The following is a 17,810-nucleotide window of genomic DNA, read 5'->3' on the forward strand; positions in this document are numbered from 1 at the left end:
CCGGCGGGCGCCTCATAGGCGCCATCAATTGAAAACAGCTAGTTTTTCAGGTTAGGCAATCTGCGGTCGACACGCAAGCCGCTACAGCGTCGCCAGCACTTGCACGGGTATAGCGTGTCGCGGCGGCATTTGCCATGCCCCCGCACTCCACCATCGCCGCACTACCCGACCCGAGCGAGCCCATCGGATCACGGTTGACCACGGCGCGGACCAATGCAATTATCCGCGCCCACACACGGAACCGCCCATGCCCGCAGCCGATCACCCACTCTTCGTCACAACCCCTCGCAATCTCGAAGGACTGCTCGCCTCCGAGCTTTCCGCCCTGGGCGCCGGGGATGTACGCGAGACCCGGGCTGGCGTGGCCTGTCGCGGCGACGTGGCCACGGCGATGCGCCTGTGCCTGTGGTCACGACTCGGTTCCCGGGTTCTCGCACAGGTCGGCGATACCGACGGCAGCGACGCGGACGCGCTGTTCCGGGGACTACGCACTCTCCCCTGGGAATACCACCTGCCACCGGAGGCCACCTTCGCCGTGGACTTCGTCGGCAGCAATGCCGCCCTCCGCGACAACCGGTACAGCGCCCGTCTGAGCAAGGACGCCATTCGCGCCCGTTTCGACGACCTGGGCCTCGCACCACCGCGTGCGCAGCCAGCCCACCCTGACATTCGCTGCAACCTGCGACTCGCCCGCGGGCGGGTGACCGCTTCCATCGATCTCAGCGGCGAGAGCCTGCATCGCCGGGGCTACCGCAGCAACAACGGCGAAGCGCCCCTCAAGGAGCACCTTGCCGCGGCCTTGCTCGTACGCGCCGATTGGCCGTCCATCGCCGCCCGCGGCGGCGCGCTCGTCGACCCGTTCTGCGGCTCCGGCACATTGCTCGTCGAAGCCGCGCTGATGGCAACGGACACCGCGCCGGGGCTACTGCGAGAGCACTTCGGCTTCCGTCACTGGTGTCTCGCCGATGCCGACATCTGGCGCGGCCTGATCGCCGAGGCCCGGGAGCGCGCGGAAGCAGGCCGCCGCAAGCAGCCATCGATCATGGGTTTCGACCGTGACGCCCGCGCGGTGTCGGTGGCCCGGGAGAACGCGCGGCGGGCCGGGTTCGCCGACGCCGTCGAAATCGTGCAACGCGCTCTCGACGACCAGCCCAGGCAGCCGATCGCACTACCGGCCGGACTGGCGATCACCAATCCGCCATGGGGGCGGCGACTGGAAGCCAACCGCCCCGTGGAGCGGCTCTACATGCAGCTCGGCGACTGGGCCCGGGAAGCGCTGCCCGGCTGGCGGCTGGCGGTATTTACCGGCCACTCCCAGCTGCTGGCAGCGCTGGGACTGCGATCGAGCCACGTCTATCGATTCTACAACGGCCGCCTCCCGGCGCGCTTCGGTGTCTACGAACTCTCGGACGCGCCGACGCGGGCCGGTGTCGACAGCACCGTCACTGCCCCGGCCGCGCTGGTCAACCGGCTGAGCAAGAATCTGCGCCACCTCCGACGCTGGGCGCAACGCGAACGCGCGGGCGCGTTCCGCATCTATGATGCGGATCTGCCCGAATACGCGGTGGCCGTGGACGTATACGACGGCAACGACGGGCGCTATGCCCACGTCGCCGAGTACGCACCGCCGGAGAAAATCGCCCCGCGCAAGGCTGAAGCCCGACGCCGTGCCACCCTGGCGGCGGTCGCAGAGGCGCTGGCACTGCCTGCCGAACGCGTCGTGCTCAAGATCCGGCGCCGGCGGCGCAGTGGCAGCCAGTACGAGCGCCAGGGCGATGCCGGGTTGACCACGGTCATCACCGAAGGCCGTGCACGCCTGAGGGTGAACCTGAGCGACCGTCTGGATACCGGGGTGTTTCTCGACCACCGGCCACTACGCCAGCGTATCGCACAGGAGGCAGGACAGGGACGGTTCCTGAATCTCTTCTGCTATACGGGAGCCGCCACCGTCCACGCCGCTCTTGCCGGCGCCCGCACCACCAGCGTGGACCTGTCACGGACGTATCTCGGCTGGCTCGGGGAGAACCTGGCACTCAACGGCATCGTCGCCGACGACCGCCATACGCTGCTGCGAAAGGACTGCACGCGGTGGCTGGCCGATGGGGGGGACGGTACCCACTATGACGTGATCTTTCTCGACCCGCCGTCAGTATCGCGCTCCCAGGCGATGCGGGGTGATCTGGACATCCAGCGCGACCACGTGACACTCATCCGCGATGCGGCCGCCCTGCTCCGCGAGGGTGGCGTGCTCTATTTTTCCACCAATCGGCGGGGGTTCCGGTTCGATGCGCAGGCGGTGTCGGCAGCGCATCTGAACGCCGAGGACATCTCCGCTGCGACCATTCCACCGGATTTCAAGCGGCGTCCGGATATACACGCCTGCTGGCGGATCACCGCCGGGTAGCGCCGACGCAAAAAAGGCCGACCCCGCAGGGCCGGCCTCAACGCGAAGCGCGGCAGGGTTCACCAGCCGCGCCAGCGGGCGTAGTCGTCCAGGAAGTCCTCGATGATCCGATCCTTGGAGAACGACTTCACCCGCCGCTCCTCGGCCTCCTCGCCAGGATTCTGCACCGAGACGTAGGCGATTCGCGGACCCTGGCCATGTCCCATGGCGGGGAAGGCGAATGACATCTTGTGATAGGCATGCCCCCGAATGGCGTAGGAGAATTCCTCCTCGCCGTTGTAATACACGGTCATGGACGCGTGGTTCATGCCCTTCTCGATCTGAACCTCTCGACCGTGGCGTGCCAGCTCGTCCTTGAGCTCGTTGAACGCGGACATCACCGTGTTCTCGAAGAAGTCCGCAAGCTCCTTGCGCCAGTCCGAGAGCTCGTCTTCGGGGGTCTCCTGCGGGCCGCCGCGGCGGCTTAGGATTCGATTGAGTCGCTCGCGCCAATCCTTCATGGCTTCCTCCGTTAAGTCACCTGGCGAAGCGGCCCTATTCGGCCGGCTCTTCCTGCGGAACCGCTACCCCGGCGCGATAGACGCGCTGGCGAAGACGACGGTCCGCGCTCAGTCCCTTGTAAAGGCTGTAGCAGACGAACAGCATCACGAGCGCGAACGGCAGGCCGGTACTCACCGATGCCGTCTGCAGCGCGCTGAGCGCCTTCTGGCCGCCCACCCAGAGAAGCACACCGGCCACCACACCCTCGGTGACCGCCCAGAAAATCTTCTGACCGACCGGCGGGTTGGGATCCCCCCCCGAGGTGAGGATGTCGATCACGAGCGAGCCGGAGTCCGAGGAGGTCACGAAGAACGTCGCCACGATCAGCACCGCGATGGTGCTGGAAATGGCCGCCAGCGGCAGCTTGTCGAGCAGCACGAAAAGTGCGGTGTCGACGTTCTCATTCACCGCCGAGGCAATGCCGCCGCCGCCGAAGAGCTCCATGTAGAGCCCGGTATTGCCGAACACCGTCATCCAAAGGAAGGTGAGCAGTGTCGGTACCAGCAGCACGCCGCCGACGAATTCGCGGATCGTGCGCCCCTTGGAGACCCGGGCGATGAACATGCCCACGAACGGCGCCCAGGAAATCCACCAGCCCCAATAGAACAGCGTCCAGGACTTGGCCCACTCGTGACCGGCCTCGTCATAGGCGCGGACCTTGAACGACAGCGGCACGAGCTGCCGAATGTACTCGCCGATGTTCTGCACCAGCGAATCCAGCAGGAATACCGTCGGCCCCATGACGAACACGAACAGCATCAGAATAAGGGCGAGCACCAGGTTCATCTCGGAAAGACGGCGTATGCCCTTGTCCAGGCCCGTGACCACGGACACGGTCGCCGCCGCCGTGATGACGGCGATGAGCAGCACCTGCTGGGCCGTGCCCTTGTCCATCAGCCCCAGGTAGTCGAGACCCGCATTGATCTGCATCACGCCGAGGCCCAGTGACGTCGCGAGGCCGAAAAGGGTGCCGAAGACAGCGAGGATCTCCACGCCATGCCCGATGGGGCCGTCGATCTTGTCACCGATGAGCGGGAAAAGTGTCGACCGGATCTGCAGCGGCAGGTCGTGGCGAAAACTGAAGAACGCGAGCGCCAGTGCCAGCACCACGTATACGCCCCAGGGATGAAGCCCCCAGTGGAAGAACGTGATCGCCATGGCATTCTGGGCCGCCGCCGCCGTCTCGCCCGGGCCAGCAGGCGGCGAGAGGTAGTGGAACATTGGCTCGGCGACGCCCCAGAACACCAGCCCGATCCCCATACCGGCGCTGAAGAGCATGGCGAACCAGGTCGGGTAGCTGAAGTCCGGCTCGTCGTGGTCCTTGCCCAGACGGATGTTGCCGAACGGACTGAAGAACAGAAACACGGCGAACACCAGGAACGCCGTCATCGACAGAATATAGAACCAGCCGAAGTTGCTGGAGATGTAGCTGAGTACGTCGCTGAACGCCTCGTTCATATTGTCCGTATAAGTAACGCCGAACAACACGAACAAGACGATCACCACCGCCGAAGTCCAGAAGACCGGTGGGTTGACCTTCATGCAATCGCTCCTTTTCGGCCTCGCACGCAAATGAGTGGCACCGCCCGTACCGTACGGTATGGGCGGCCACGCGTATGCTAAACGTAATCGGGTATCAACGACAGACGGCGGGGAAAACCGTCACCGGGCGTCGGGCTGACCCGCCCGGTCCAGCGCTTCGAGCGCGGCGAGTTCGTCGGAGGAGAAACCGGCGGCTAGACGGGCATCCACGTTGAACGGGCCTTTCACACGCCCACGCATGTAATGGCCAAGCAACTCGCGAAACGTCGGCTCGGCATCGACGTCACGCTGCTCGCAGGCCCAGCGGAACCAGCGCGAGCCGATGGCGACGTGGGGCACCTCTTCATCGAGGATCACCCGCAGGATATCCGCCGTATCGCTGTCCCCGGCTTCCTCCAGGCGGCGAATCATGTCGGGTGTCACGTCCAGCCCGCGCGCCTCCAGTACGCGGGGCACGAGGGCCATGCGGACGAGCACGTCGTGAGCGGTATCCTCGACCATTTCCCACAAGCCATTGTGGGCGGGAAAGTCGCCGTAAGCGTAGCCGAGCTCTTCGAGACGACGGGCGAGCAGCGTAAAGTGACGAGCCTCGTCCTCGGCCACGCGCAACCAGTCGTCGTAATAGGCGCGGGGCAGGCCGCGAAAGCGGTACGCGGCGTCCAACGCCAGATTGATGGCGTTGAACTCGATATGAGTAACCGCGTGGATCAGCGCCGCACGGCCGTCGACGCTGCCGAGCCGACGTCTCGGCAACGCCCTTGGCGGGACGAGCTCCGGTCTCTCCGGCCGCCCGGGCGGGCCGATCGGCCGCGCTGCGGGCCTCGCCGGCGGTTCGCTGAGTTGCCCCGCCTGCCAGTCGGCCCGAAGCGCATGCACCGCGTCGACCTTGGCGTCGGGTCGTGCCAGGTCGATACACGCCTCCAGGCGTTCGAGCACGCCACTAGCGCTCATCGCTGCCCTGATGCAGGCCAATGACAACGTCCATGACGTTCGTGCCGGTCGGGCCCGTATGTAGCAAGTCACCGCTGGCGGCCAGGTAGCGGCCGGCATCGGCGCATTCCAGCGCCGTTGCCGCCGGCGCTCCGTAGGCCGTTCCGCGCTCGACGGTGCCGCCATCCACCACAGCCCCGGCCGCTTCGGTAGGACCGTCTGCACCGTCGGTGCCGCCACCGAGGAGCCAGCAACCCGAATGCCCGGCGAGCTCGGTGGCTGCAGCCAGGGTCAGTGCCTGCATGCGACCGCCCTCGCCCGGCTCGCGCGGGAGCACGACGGTGGGCTCGCCGCCCCACACGTGCACCCCGGGCGCCCCGTCGATGACAGTGCGGGCGAGCTCCCGTCCGAGAGCGACGGCGTCGCCTTCGAGAAATACGTCGTCGTGAACCGTGACCGCATAGCCGCGGCGCTGAGCCTCTTCCGCGGCGGCATGACGGGCGTGGCGGTTAGTGGCCACAAGATGGGTTTCCAGGGCGGAGAAACACGGGTCGTCCGGCGATGGCGGCGCTTCGGCCTCGGCGCAGAGGTCGCGAAACTCGGCTTGCAGCGGCGAACGGTCCGGGTCGGGATCGGGCACCAGAGGCCCCGAGCCGATGGCGACCGGATCATCCCCCTGGACGTCGGAAATCACCAACTGCCTGGCTTCACGCCCGTCGAGCCAGCGCGCGAGCCGGCCGCCCTTGACCCGCGAGAAACGCTTGCGAATGCGGTTCATGGCGATGATGTCCAGCCCGCTCGCCAGCAGCCGGCGGTTGAGTTCGGCGAGTTGCTCGGCACCGGCCTCGTCGGCGAGCAGCTCCAGCAACGCGGAGGTCCCCCCCGATACGAGCAGCAGAAAACGGGCGTTCGCCGGAGCCTCCCGGAGAAAGTCCACCGCTGCCCGTCCGGCCTCGAGGCTACGCCCGTCCGGAACCGGGTGAGCGGACTCCACCACGCGAAAACGTGCGTCCGCCGTGATCGCTTCGTCCAGGTAGCCTTCGCGGGTGACCACGAGCCCGGAGGTGACGCGGTCACCCAGGACGTCCATCGCGCCGTGTGCCATGGAGCAGCCGGCCTTGCCCAGCGCGAGCACGTGCCACTCGCCGGACAAGGGGTGGTCCTCGAGCCAGCGACGCACAGCGCTGCGGCCCTTCACCGCCTCGATGGCGGCGTGATACATCGCTTCCAGATCGTTGTTGACGCTCATCCTCACTCCAGTCGCTGCAGGCCGCGCGCCAGATCGTTCTTGATATCGTCCACGTCCTCCAGGCCCACCGAGATCCTCAACAACCCTTCGCCGATACCGGCGGCACGGCGCTGGTCGTCGGTGTTGCGGCCGTGCGTGGTGGTAGCCGGATGGGTGATGGTCGTGCGCGTATCGCCGAGGTTGGCCGTGATGGAGAGCATGCGCGTGGCATCCACCACCGCCCAGGCATTGTCGCGCCCGCCGACCACATCGAAGGAGACGATGCCGCCGAAACCGCGCTGCTGCCGTGCGGCCAGCACATGCTGCGCGTGGCTCTCGAGGCCGGGATAGTAGACCCGCTCCACCGCCGGGTGTGTCTCCAGCCAGCCCGCCAGAGCCGCGGCGTTTTCGCCATGCGCTCGCATGCGCACTGCCAGGGTCTCCAGGCCCTTGAGAAATACCCAGGCGTTGAACGGGCTCATGCAGGGGCCGGCATTGCGGAGGAAACCGCGAACCTTCTTGCCGACACGCTCGCTGTCACCGACTACCGCGCCGCCGACACAGCGGCCCTGCCCGTCCAGGTACTTGGTCGCCGAATGCACGACGAGATCGGCTCCGAGCGCCAGAGGCCGCTGGAGTGCTGGCGTGCAGAAACAATTGTCGACCACCAACATGACTCCGTGCTCTCGCGCGATGCCGGCAAGGCGTTCCAGGTCGACCAGCTCCGTGAGCGGGTTGGAAGGGGTCTCCACGAACAGCATGCGCGTTCGGGGAGTGATCGCCGCCTCCCACGCCGCAAGGTCAGCGAGGGGCACGAACGTGGTCGACACGCCGAAACGGCTCAAGTGATTGTTGAACAGCGATACCGTGGAGCCGAACAGGCTCGCCGAGGCGACGATGTGATCGCCGCCGTCGAGCAACGCCATGCAGGTGGAGAGGATTGCGGACATGCCGGAGGCGGTTCCGACACAGGCCTCCCCCCCTTCCATGGCGGCGAGCCGTTCCTCGAAGGTGCGCACGGTGGGGTTGGTGAAGCGTGAGTAGATGTTGCCCGGCTCGGTCTCCGCGAACTTCGCTGCCGCTTCCGCCGCACTGCCATAGGTGAAGCTGGACGTGGTGAAGATCGGCTCGGCGTGCTCCTGCTCCGGCGTGCGTTGCTGGCCGGCCCGCACGCCAAGCGTCGCCGTGCCCCAGCCCTGGCTGTCGCTGTCGCTCATAACTGACCTCTGACTGCTCGATCTGCGGCTGCGGCGGGGAAGCAGCCCGGGGCCCGATGTCGTACCCCGGCAGGTGCGCGGGGGAGACTACAACCGGCCCTGAACACAACGGCCCGCGGTTCGCCGGGAGCGAACGACGCGGGCCGCTGCTCCTCGCTTTAGCCGCATTTGTTGGGCGCCCGCAAGCTGAGAACTCAAATCGGCGCCGGAACGACTTTCCACTTTTTGGCAAAGTGCCTCACTCTACGGTAAGGCGAGGGCTCCCGGAGTGTCAATCGGCGCGCCCGAGTGCGCGATCCAGATTGGCGGCGGCACCCTGGCCGGTCTGCTGTTTCGCGTCGTCGGAGCGCACCATCTCGAGCTCCTGCAGATACGCATCCGTGACATCGCCGGTGATGTACTCGCCGTCGAAGCACGAGCAGTCGAAGCGCTCCAGCGCCTCATTGCCCTCGCGCACGGCGGTCATCAAGTCGTCGAGATCCTGGTAGATCACGCGGTCGGCACCGATGACCTCCGCGATCGTCGCTTCGTCACGACCGTGGGCGAGGAGCTCGTGGGCGGCGGGCATATCGATGCCATAGACGTTCGGGTGTCGCACCGGCGGCGCGGCGGAGGCGAAATAGACCTTGTTCGCCCCCACCTCTCGTGTCATCTGTATGATCTGCTGGCTGGTGGTGCCACGCACGACCGAATCATCCACCAGCAGCACGTTCTTGCCGCGAAACTCGAGCTCGATGGGATTGAGCTTCTGGCGCACCGACTTCTTGCGTACCGACTGACCGGGCATGATGAACGTGCGCCCGATGTAACGGTTCTTGATGAACCCCTCGCGGTAAGTCACCCCGAGCTCGTAGGCCATGTCGAGCGCGGCGGTCCGGCTGGTGTCGGGCACGGGGATGATCACGTCGATATCGTGATCGGCCCATTCGCGCATGATCTTACGTGCGAGCATCCGCCCCATCCGCAGCCGCGACTTGTACACCGAGACATCGTCCATGATGGAGTCCGGACGGGCGAGGTACACGTACTCGAAGATGCACGGGGCGAGCACGGGGTTCTCCGCGCACTGGCGTGTATGCAGGTTGCCCTCGAGGTCGATGAAGACCGCCTCGCCGGGCGCGACGTCCCGGATACGCTCGAAGCCGAGCACGTCGAGGGCCACGCTCTCGGAGGCGATCATGTACTCGGTGCCCTCCTCGGTGTCGCGGCGCCCGAAGCACAGTGGGCGGATGCCGTAGGAATCCCGGAAGCTGACCACGCCGTAGCCATTGATCATCGCCACCGCGGCGAAGCCGCCCCGGCAACGCCGCTGCACACCCTCGACGGCGTTGAAGATGTCCTTCTCGTCGATGTGCAGCTTGCGCATCTCGCCCAGCTCGTGGGCGAAGACGTTGAGCAGGATCTCGGAATCCGAGTTCGTATTGATATGGCGCAGATCCTCGAGGTAGAGATCGCGCTTGATCTGCTCGGCGTTGGTCAGGTTGCCGTTGTGCGCGAGGCTGATGCCGTAGGGTGAATTGACATAGAACGGCTGCGCTTCGGCGGAGCTCGCGCAACCCGCCGTGGGATAGCGCACGTGGCCGATGCCCACGTTGCCCTGGAGCTGGAGCATGTGCTGCGTGCGGAAGACGTCCCGCACCAGGCCGTTGCTCTTGCGCAGATACAGCCGCCCCTGATCGTAGGTCATGATACCGGCGGCGTCCTGCCCCCGATGCTGGAGCACGGTCAGGCCGTCATACAGCGACTGGTTCACCGGCCCACAGCCGACCATGCCGATCACACCGCACATTGCGTATCGTGCCTCCGCTTGCCGTCTTCACTCAGAGGGTCGATCACCCGGCCCCGTCTCCGGTGGCCGCGGATCACCGCAGAATTCGCGCCAGTAGTCCCGCGCCGGCGTTCCCTCGGCCACGCGCTCGTCGTCGAGCGGCGAGTAGACCCGCAGATCCGTGAGCCAGTGGCGCACGCCGAGGGCGCAGACCCGGGGCGTGAACCAGGCCACGAGCGTCGATTCCCGCCACCAGACCTCCCGCGGGACGGCCGTGAGCCCCGCTATCAGGACGGCGACCCCGATGATCACCACCCCGCGCAGGCCGCCGAACACCACCCCCAGCGCCCGGTCCGTGCCGGACAGCCCGGTACGCCCCACCAGCTGCCCCGCCACATAGTTGACGATGGCTCCGACGAGGAGAACCCCGACGAAAATCAGCCCGAAGGCCGCAGCGATCCGAAACGTCGGGGAATCGATATAGTCGGCGAGCCAGACCGATGCCGTCTGCGCATGGCGGATGCTCAGCCACGCCGCGGCACCCCAGGCAACGATGGAGAGGACTTCCCTGACGAAGCCCCGCACGATGCTGATAAGAACGGACACGGCTATGACGCCGAGCAAGACGAGATCCAGCCAGTTCATGCACGAGCCCGCACGTTGCACGCATACCCGGCCCACCGGCCAACCACACCGGGTCGCCCGGGGCGAGCCTTGTCCACTGCCAATGGCCCCAACCTGTCAACGACCAGAGAAAGCTCCATAGTGCCGGGGAATTGGACGCAGTCTGCGAGTCAGGGCCACGAAGACAGCTGGAACGATGACCGCGAGTCTACCAGATGCCCCTCTCCCGTGTCCCTTCGATGCGAGCGCGCCCTTGCCTCACGCGAGCGCCCCTGTCGGCCGACGAGTGGCCCGCCGCGCCTGCAGGGCGGAAACCGTGGCTCAACGACTCACCACGAGTACCTGCAACCCCTGCTCCCGGGTAATCCGCTCAGCCAGCGCCTCGGCATCCGCTCGCTCGAGCACCGGGCCGACCCGTACCCGGTATAGCGGGCGACCATCGGAGCTCACCCGGTCGACGTAGACGTTGAATCCCGCCTGGCGAAGACGGTCGCGCAGGGCCACGGCATTGCCCCGCTCGCGAAAGCCACCGACCTGGACGGCCCAGTCGCCGGGTCCGGGTCCCTGGTCCTGGGATGCCTGCGGCGACGACGAATCGTCGCCGGCCCCGGTGGTCGAGTCGTCAGTCCCGGGAGATTCCGCCGGTTCCGACGCTTCGGTTGCCACCTTCGGCGATTCCTCGACGGGCTCCTGCGACGGCTGGGCCGATGCCGGCGACTCGGTAGCCGCCCCCGCCTCGTCGGCGGTCTCCGGCGCGCTGGATGGACTGTCACTCTCATCGGGTCGAGCCGTGACCACCGGCGCCGGTTCGTCCTCGGCGTCAGCGCCAGGATCAGGCTGTGTCGCGAAGTCTTCCTCGGGCAGCGATTCGACCGGCGCTACTTCCGGAGGCGGCACCTCCATGGGCACGGTGATCCGACGCTCCTCGACCGGGCCGTCGAGCAGCATGGGCAAAAAAATCACCACCAACGCGACGATGATCGTCGCGCCGGCGACGCGGTGTTTGAGTCGCGTATCCACGAACGCTCCCAAGTCCGTGCGGGCCTTCGTAGGCTCATGTTACTAGGGCCTGTCGACCATTCCCAAGCGCATAATGCAAGGCGCGCCGGCCAACCCGGCTACAACCCGGCCGGCAACAGGTGTTCGTGGGCGGCGAGCACTTCCTCGGCCACGCGAAACGAACCGAACGCCACTATTCGATCCGTGGCTCCTGCCGCGCTATCCAGCGACGCCATCAGCGATACGGTATCGCCGATCTGCCCCACCGACGCACCGGCATCGCGCAACAGGGCGGCCAGCTCGTCAGGCGCGCGCAGCCCCCGATCGTCCATTTCGATCAGATGCCAGACGTCGACTTCCTTGCGCATCGCGGTCACGATACCCGCGGCATCCTTGCGCTCCATGAGCGCGAAGACGGCGTGGGTACGGCCTGCACACGGCTCGCTGGCGAGTCGCTCGGCGAGTGCTGTGGCGCTGTCGCAATTGTGGGCGACATCGACGATCCACGGCAGCCGGCGCTGTAACCGCTGACAGCGCGCCGGCGGTACGGCAGCGCCCAGTGCGTCGGCAACAACCTCGGCATCATCGGGCAGTCCATCACGCAGGAGCCCGACAGCGGTGATGGCCGCCGCCGGGTTGGAAAGCAATCGCGGCGGCACACCGCCGGGCGCTGGCAATCCCGGCATCCGGCGACTGCCGCTGACGTAATTCCAGCAACCGTCGGCCCCTGGCTCGACGTCGAATGCCTGCCCCAGCCGATACATTGGGCAGTCGAGCTCGTTGGCGCAATCAAGAACGCTCTGCGGAGGCTCCGGATCGGCACAGACCAGCGGTGTTCCCGGACGCAGGATGCCGGCTTTCTCGCGGCCGATGGCCTCCCGGTCCGGCCCCAGCCACTCTGTGTGGTCGACGCCGACACTGGTGATGACCGCCACCGTCGGCGCCACCACGTTGGTGGCGTCGAGCCGCCCACCCAGGCCGACCTCGAGCAGCCACATGTCACAGTCACGCTCCCGGAAGCACCACAGAGCAGCGAGGGTGCCGTACTCGAAATAGCTGAGCGTGATTCCCCCACGCGCCTGATCGATGGCGTCGAACGCGCTCAGCAACAGCTCGTCGGACACCGGTTCACCGTCAATGGCGATGCGCTCGTTATAACGGCGCACGTGCGGGGAAGTGTAAGCGCCGGTACGGTGTCCGCTGGCACCTGCCAGGGCGGTCAACGCCGCAACGGTGCTGCCCTTGCCGTTGGTTCCCGCCACGGTGATCACGGCGGCGTCGGGGGCATCCAGCCCCATGTGCCGCGCCACGGACGCCACCCGCTCGAGCCCCGGGTCGATCCTCCTCGGATGCAGGGTCTCGAGCCAACTCAGCCAGTCGTCGACCCGTGTGAAGCGCAAGGTACTGTCAGCCGTCGGTAAGACGCCGCACGTCCGGCGCCGGTTGATGGGTCAGCATCGCGATCAGGCTGGCCAGACGGTCGCGCATTTCGCGGCGGTCGATGATCATGTCGACGACGCCGTGCTCGAGCAGAAATTCCGAACGCTGGAACCCCTCGGGGAGGGTTTCCCGGACCGTCTGCTCGATGACGCGGGGACCGGCGAAGCCGATTAGCGCCTTGGGCTCGGCGACGTTCACGTCCCCGAGCATTGCCAGACTCGCCGAGACACCACCGGTGGTCGGATCCGTCAGCACGGATATGAACGGCACGCCCGCTTCACGCAGTCGTGCCAGCGCAGCGCTCGTCTTCGCCATTTGCATGAGCGAGAACAGCGCCTCCTGCATGCGGGCGCCACCACTCGCGGTGAAACACACCAGGGGGCAGCGTTCCTCGAGCGCTGCCGAGGCCGCCCGGACGAAGCGCTCACCGACGACCGCCCCCATGGAGCCGCCCAAGAACCGGAACTCGAACGCGGTGGCGACCACCTCCAGCCCATGGACGTGTCCGCGCATCGCCACCAGCGCGTCCTTCTCGCCGGTATTCTTCTGCGCCTGAGCCAGGCGGTCCTTGTACTTCTTGCTGTCCCGGAACCGAAGCGCATCCACCGGCTGTACGTCGGCAGCCAGCTCCGTGCGGGTATTCTCGTCGAGAAACCATTCCAGACGCTGACGGGCGCCGACGCGCATGTGGTGACCGCACTTCGGGCAGACCTCGAGGTTGCGCTCGAGCTCCGGCCGATAGAGTACGGCACTACAGTCGTCACACTTGGTCCACAGCCCTTCCGGGACGCTGCGGTTGCGGTTGGACCCCGCTTCGGTGCGAATGCGCGAGGGCATCAGCTTCTCGAACCAGCTCATCGATCCTCCTCAGGCAATACCGACCGCGCGCTCGTCCAGCGCCCGCCGCATGCCACTGACCAACTCGCCGACGGCGGAACGTGCCGCGGCGGGATCGTCGGCATGCGCCGCGATCAGCTTCACGATGGCACTCCCCACGACCGTCGCGTCGGCGACCGCGCCGACCCGGGCGGCCGTCTCTGCGTCCCGGATGCCGAATCCCACGCCCACGGGCAGCTCCGTAACCGCGCGGATCTGCTCCACGTGCCGGGCGACGTCGTCGACGTCCAGGGAATCGGCGCCGGTAACGCCCTTGAGCGAGACGTAGTACACGTAACCGCGTGCCACCCGGCAAATGGCCTCGATGCGCTCGCGCCGGGTGGTGGGCGCGATCAGCCAGATCGGGGCGAGATTCTCCGCCAACAAGGCGGTGACCAGGTCGTGGCTCTCCTCCGGAGGGAGGTCCACACACAGCACGCCGTCCACGCCGGCGGCGGCGGCCTCGCGGGAAAACGTCTCGTAGCCGATCTGCTCGATGGGATTGAGATAACCCATGAGCACCACCGGCGTCGTCGTATCCTGCTGGCGGAACTCGCTCACCATGGCGAGCACATCGCGCACGCTCGTGCCATGGACCAGCGCGCGCTCGCAAGCCGCCTGTATCACGGGACCGTCCGCCATGGGATCGGAAAACGGCATTCCCACCTCGATGAGATCGGCGCCGGCGTCCACCAGGTTGTGCATCATCGCCACGGTGGCATCGGGGGCCGGATCACCGCCGGTGATATACGGAATGAGGGCTTTGCGCCCCTCGGCGCGTCGCGCGCCGAAACACTGCTCGATTCGACTCATAGCTCCATTCCCTGCAGCGCCGCGACGGTGTTGATGTCCTTGTCGCCGCGCCCGGATACGTTGACCACGATGCGCTGCTCCGGCCCCATCTCTTTTGCGAGGCGGGCGGTGTAGGCAAGCGCGTGTGCCGACTCCAGCGCCGGCATGATGCCCTCGGTGCGGGTGACCTCGTGGAAGGCCGCGATCGCTTCGTCGTCCGTCGCCGCCACATACTCCACCCGCCCCAGATCGCGCAACCAGGCATGCTCGGGGCCGACACCGGGGTAATCCAGCCCGGCCGACACGGAGTGCGTGCCGATAATCTGGCCGTCCTCGGTCTCCATGAGGTAGGTGCGATTGCCGTGGAGCACGCCCGGCCTGCCCGCCGTAAGGGGCGCGGCATGGCGCCCGCTGGCGACGCCCTCGCCGCCCGCCTCGACACCGATCATTCGCACGCCCTCGTCGCCCAGGAACGGATGGAACAACCCGATGGCGTTGGAACCACCGCCGACGCAGGCGACGAGCGCATCCGGCAGCGTGCCGGTCCGGGCGAGCATCTGCTCGCGGGTCTCCCGTCCGATCACTGCCTGGAAGTCGCGCACGAGCAGCGGATACGGATGCGGGCCAGCCACGGTACCGATGATATAGAACGTGTCGTCGACGTTCGCCGCCCAGTCGCGGAACGCCTCGTTCAGCGCGTCCTTGAGCGTGCGCGAGCCGGACTCCACGGGAACCACCGTCGCGCCGAGCAGGCGCATGCGGTAGACGTTGACCGATTGCCGGCGCACGTCCTCGGCGCCCATGTACACCACGCACTCCAGACCCAACCGCGCCGCCACAGTGGCCGTGGCGACGCCGTGCTGCCCCGCGCCGGTCTCGGCAACGATACGGCGCTTGCCCATGCGCGCGGCCAGCAGCGCCTGCCCCATGGTGTTGTTGATCTTGTGCGCACCGGTGTGGTTGAGATCCTCGCGCTTGAACAGCACCTGTGCCCCGCCGAGCTTCTCGCTCCATCGCGCCGCGTGATACAGCGGCGTCGGCCGGCCCACGTAGTCGCGCAGATCATCGGCGAGCTCGCGCTGGAACTCGGGGTCCTCACGCAACCGCAGATACGCCTCGGTCAGCTCCTCCAGCGGCGCCATGAGCAGCTCCGGCACGAAACGTCCGCCGAAGCGGCCGAAGTGCCCGCCTGCATCCGGGAAGTGCGTGAAATCGACAGTGGCCGTGTGGCCCTCAGCAGTCTTCGACACTGGCAACCTCTCTCGCGAAAGCCTCGATACGAGCGCAGTCCTTGAGTCCGGGCGCGGACTCCACGCCGCTGCTCACGTCCACCGCCCACGGCCGTGTAGCGCTGACCGCCGCGGCCACATTCCCGGGAGCCAGCCCGCCCGCCAGAATCAGCGGCCGGTCGATTTCCCGCGGGTAGCGCGCCCAGTCGAAAGCGCTGCCCGTTCCCCCCGCTTCGCCGAGCGAATGGCTGTCGAGAAGGAACCCGCAGGCCCCCGGGTGGCCGGCGGCCTGTTCCGCCGCCGCTGGTGCGTCGCCGCTCATGGCCAGCGCCTTGATGTAGCGGCGGCCGAAACCCTCGCAGAACGCGGCCGGCTCCCGGCCGTGAAATTGAAGCAGATCCACCGGCACGGTGCGCAGGACCTCCGCGACGCGGTCAGCGTCTGCATCCAGGAACAACGCGACGACCTGCGTGAAAGGGCGCACCGCGAACGCGATTTTCCGGGCGCGATCGCAGTCGAGCGCTCGCGGGCTCGGAGGATAAAACACCAACCCGATCGCGTCGGCACCGGCGTCGCTCGCCGCCAGCGCGTCCTCGACGCGGGTAATGCCGCAAACCTTGATGCGTGTACGCAATGGAATGGCCGCCGTCGTGCGGGTTGCCGAGAAGCGTTCGTGAAACAGACCGCTATCCTAACCCGCGGTAACAGGTCACGCAAAAGCGGGAAGCCGCCCCATCGGCGGCAGCCCGTAAGACTCCGGGTATCGCACGCCGACCAGGTAGAGACCGCCACCCGGTGCGGTGATGCCGGCGCGGGTGCGATCCCTGCCTGCGAGGACATCCGCAACCCAGTCCGGCTCACGCTCGCCCGCCCCCACGGCCATGAGTGTTCCCGCAATGTTGCGCACCATGTGATGGAGAAAGGCGTTCGCCTCGATATCCAGGTACAGGTAATCACCCACCCGGGTCAGGGACAGGTGGTATACCGTACGTACCGGATGCTTCGCCTGGCAGGCCACGGCCCGGAAAGCGCTGAAGTCATGCTCGCCGAGGAGGTGCCGTGCCGCCTCCTGCATGGGCTCGACCGCCAGCGTCCGCCACGTCCATGCGACCCGGTCGCGATTAAGTGCCGGGCGCACGGGGTGGCTGAGCATCACGTAGCGGTACCGACGTGCCGTGGCACTGAAGCGGGCATGGAAACGCTCATCGACGCCACGAATCCAGGTGACCGCGACGCTGCCGGGCAGATTCGAGTTCACACCGCGGACCCACGCCCGCTCCGGCCGCTGCGCTGGCGGATCGAGATGGACGACCTGCTGGGTCGCGTGCACGCCCGCATCCGTACGGCCAGCACAAGTAACCGTCACCGGCGCGTCGGCCACCCGGCTCAGCGCGGACTCCAGCACGGCCTGCACGGAATCGGCATGCGCCTGACGCTGCCAGCCACTGTACGCCGTGCCGTCATACTCGACACCCAACGCAATGCGCACGATCTGCAGTCCTCCCACCCGTGGTTCGCCACCCCCCGGCAGCGGGTCGCACAACCGGCCGAATCATGCGGCGACGAGCCGCACGGCCGCGAACCCGCCGGCGGCGGCCAATGGTAGCAGCCATTGCCGCCACGGTGGCGTTGGGGGGACGGTCAGGATCAGGGTCGGCAGGGGGGTGTTCTCGGCGCGTTCGAGTGTCGCCTCGATGGTGGCCGATACGCTCGCTGCCACGCGCCGCACGCGCGACCCACCCGTGACGGGCCGGTCGCGATGCGCCTGTTGCAGCGCGACGAGATAATCGAAGACCAGAACGAGTCGGAGGGCAAAGCGATCCACGGGAACCTTTACCCGCCGTAGCGGCGCCAGCAGCCATATCAGTCCGGCGGCGACACGATCCCGGGCGAGCGGTGCGAGCAACGCCCGGGCCCCGACCACCATGAGCATCAGGATGGCGGCCCGCTGCGCGCCAGCCCACAGGCCATCGATCGACGGCATCCAGCCGCTGGCGCCCGGCGTGAACCAGCCATAGAACACGATGATGGACAGCAGCAGCCATCGCACCCGATAGATACCGGACAACAGCGCACCGCCCGGCGGAAAACCACACAGAGCGGTTGCCGCGAGGAGGCTCATTGCGCCCACGGCAACGTTCCCCCAGCCACCGCCGGCGGCTCCGGCGGCAATGACGACCAGGAGGCTGATGCGCACGGCCGCCTCCAGCCCGTGCGCGTT

The 17,810-nt window shown here is 67.1% G+C and carries 16 protein-coding genes; 1 reads left to right on the forward strand and 15 read right to left on the reverse strand.

The window, feature by feature from the left end:
- The first annotated feature begins 247 nt into the window (after nt 1-247).
- Entirely contained in the window at nt 248-2,404 is a 2,157-nt protein-coding gene (gene rlmKL, locus ACPEES_RS01065) for a bifunctional 23S rRNA (guanine(2069)-N(7))-methyltransferase RlmK/23S rRNA (guanine(2445)-N(2))-methyltransferase RlmL (protein ID WP_435100008.1), read from the forward strand.
- 59 nt (nt 2,405-2,463) lie between these two features.
- Here rlmKL and ACPEES_RS01070 read toward each other — a convergent pair whose 3' ends face one another.
- From ACPEES_RS01070 to ACPEES_RS01140, 15 genes are all read right to left on the reverse strand, one after another.
- Nucleotides 2,464-2,904, reverse strand: a complete 441-nt coding sequence (locus ACPEES_RS01070) for a hypothetical protein (protein WP_435100011.1) — start codon at nt 2,902-2,904, stop codon at nt 2,464-2,466.
- A gap of 34 nt (nt 2,905-2,938) precedes the next feature.
- On the reverse strand, nt 2,939-4,486 hold the full coding sequence (locus ACPEES_RS01075) for a BCCT family transporter (RefSeq protein WP_435100014.1): 1,548 nt from the start codon (nt 4,484-4,486) through the stop codon (nt 2,939-2,941).
- Nucleotides 4,487-4,606: 120 nt separating this feature from the next.
- Nucleotides 4,607-5,437 (reverse strand): ferritin-like domain-containing protein, encoded by an 831-nt coding sequence (locus ACPEES_RS01080; RefSeq protein WP_435100017.1) that lies wholly within the window; start codon nt 5,435-5,437, stop codon nt 4,607-4,609.
- On the reverse strand, nt 5,427-6,665 hold the full coding sequence (locus ACPEES_RS01085) for a glycerate kinase type-2 family protein (RefSeq protein WP_435100020.1): 1,239 nt from the start codon (nt 6,663-6,665) through the stop codon (nt 5,427-5,429). The genes ACPEES_RS01080 and ACPEES_RS01085 overlap by 11 nt, the downstream gene beginning before the upstream one ends.
- A 2-nt stretch (nt 6,666-6,667) precedes the next feature.
- Nucleotides 6,668-7,861 carry an O-succinylhomoserine sulfhydrylase gene (locus ACPEES_RS01090; protein WP_435100023.1) on the reverse strand — a complete coding sequence of 398 codons (1,194 nt, stop codon included), beginning with the start codon at nt 7,859-7,861 and terminating at the stop codon, nt 6,668-6,670.
- A 271-nt stretch (nt 7,862-8,132) separates the two neighbouring features.
- Nucleotides 8,133-9,650 carry an amidophosphoribosyltransferase gene (purF, locus tag ACPEES_RS01095; protein ID WP_435100026.1) on the reverse strand — a complete coding sequence of 506 codons (1,518 nt, stop codon included), beginning with the start codon at nt 9,648-9,650 and terminating at the stop codon, nt 8,133-8,135.
- Nucleotides 9,651-9,677: 27 nt separating this feature from the next.
- Nucleotides 9,678-10,274 carry a CvpA family protein gene (locus ACPEES_RS01100; RefSeq protein WP_435100029.1) on the reverse strand — a complete coding sequence of 199 codons (597 nt, stop codon included), beginning with the start codon at nt 10,272-10,274 and terminating at the stop codon, nt 9,678-9,680.
- A 300-nt stretch (nt 10,275-10,574) separates the two neighbouring features.
- Nucleotides 10,575-11,273, reverse strand: coding sequence for an SPOR domain-containing protein (locus ACPEES_RS01105; protein ID WP_435100032.1), 699 nt, complete (start codon nt 11,271-11,273; stop codon nt 10,575-10,577).
- 98 nt (nt 11,274-11,371) lie between these two features.
- On the reverse strand, nt 11,372-12,652 hold the full coding sequence (locus tag ACPEES_RS01110; RefSeq protein WP_435100035.1) for a bifunctional folylpolyglutamate synthase/dihydrofolate synthase: 1,281 nt from the start codon (nt 12,650-12,652) through the stop codon (nt 11,372-11,374).
- A gap of 7 nt (nt 12,653-12,659) precedes the next feature.
- The gene (gene accD, locus ACPEES_RS01115) at nt 12,660-13,550 is read right to left on the reverse strand and encodes an acetyl-CoA carboxylase, carboxyltransferase subunit beta (RefSeq protein ID WP_435100038.1); all 891 of its coding nucleotides are present in this window, start codon (nt 13,548-13,550) and stop codon (nt 12,660-12,662) included.
- Between the two features lie 9 nt (nt 13,551-13,559).
- Nucleotides 13,560-14,381 carry a tryptophan synthase subunit alpha gene (trpA, locus tag ACPEES_RS01120; protein ID WP_435100041.1) on the reverse strand — a complete coding sequence of 274 codons (822 nt, stop codon included), beginning with the start codon at nt 14,379-14,381 and terminating at the stop codon, nt 13,560-13,562.
- Nucleotides 14,378-15,610 (reverse strand): tryptophan synthase subunit beta, encoded by a 1,233-nt coding sequence (gene trpB, locus ACPEES_RS01125; protein ID WP_435100044.1) that lies wholly within the window; start codon nt 15,608-15,610, stop codon nt 14,378-14,380. The genes trpA and trpB overlap by 4 nt, the downstream gene beginning before the upstream one ends.
- Nucleotides 15,594-16,223: a phosphoribosylanthranilate isomerase gene (locus tag ACPEES_RS01130; protein WP_435100047.1), complete on the reverse strand. Its 630-nt coding sequence runs from the start codon at nt 16,221-16,223 to the stop codon at nt 15,594-15,596. The genes trpB and ACPEES_RS01130 overlap by 17 nt, the downstream gene beginning before the upstream one ends.
- Before the next feature lie 75 nt (nt 16,224-16,298).
- Entirely contained in the window at nt 16,299-17,078 is a 780-nt protein-coding gene (truA, locus tag ACPEES_RS01135) for a tRNA pseudouridine(38-40) synthase TruA (RefSeq protein WP_435100049.1), read from the reverse strand.
- A gap of 63 nt (nt 17,079-17,141) precedes the next feature.
- The gene (locus ACPEES_RS01140; protein ID WP_435100052.1) at nt 17,142-17,786 is read right to left on the reverse strand and encodes a hypothetical protein; all 645 of its coding nucleotides are present in this window, start codon (nt 17,784-17,786) and stop codon (nt 17,142-17,144) included.
- Nucleotides 17,787-17,810 lie beyond the last annotated feature (24 nt).

This window comes from Arhodomonas sp. AD133 (assembly GCF_051195215.1).
Lineage (GTDB): Bacteria > Pseudomonadota > Gammaproteobacteria > Nitrococcales > Nitrococcaceae > Arhodomonas.

Coding starts and splice junctions, on each gene's coding strand:
- rlmKL (WP_435100008.1), top strand. CDS start 248: ATGCCCGCAGCCGATCACCCACTCTTCGTCACAACCCCTCGCAATCTC.
- ACPEES_RS01100 (WP_435100029.1), bottom strand. CDS start 10,274: ATGAACTGGCTGGATCTCGTCTTGCTCGGCGTCATAGCCGTGTCCGTT.
- ACPEES_RS01085 (WP_435100020.1), bottom strand. CDS start 6,665: ATGAGCGTCAACAACGATCTGGAAGCGATGTATCACGCCGCCATCGAG.
- trpA (WP_435100041.1), bottom strand. CDS start 14,381: ATGAGTCGAATCGAGCAGTGTTTCGGCGCGCGACGCGCCGAGGGGCGC.
- ACPEES_RS01070 (WP_435100011.1), bottom strand. CDS start 2,904: ATGAAGGATTGGCGCGAGCGACTCAATCGAATCCTAAGCCGCCGCGGC.
- purF (WP_435100026.1), bottom strand. CDS start 9,650: ATGTGCGGTGTGATCGGCATGGTCGGCTGTGGGCCGGTGAACCAGTCG.
- ACPEES_RS01075 (WP_435100014.1), bottom strand. CDS start 4,486: ATGAAGGTCAACCCACCGGTCTTCTGGACTTCGGCGGTGGTGATCGTC.
- ACPEES_RS01090 (WP_435100023.1), bottom strand. CDS start 7,861: ATGAGCGACAGCGACAGCCAGGGCTGGGGCACGGCGACGCTTGGCGTG.
- accD (WP_435100038.1), bottom strand. CDS start 13,550: ATGAGCTGGTTCGAGAAGCTGATGCCCTCGCGCATTCGCACCGAAGCG.
- ACPEES_RS01080 (WP_435100017.1), bottom strand. CDS start 5,437: ATGAGCGCTAGTGGCGTGCTCGAACGCCTGGAGGCGTGTATCGACCTG.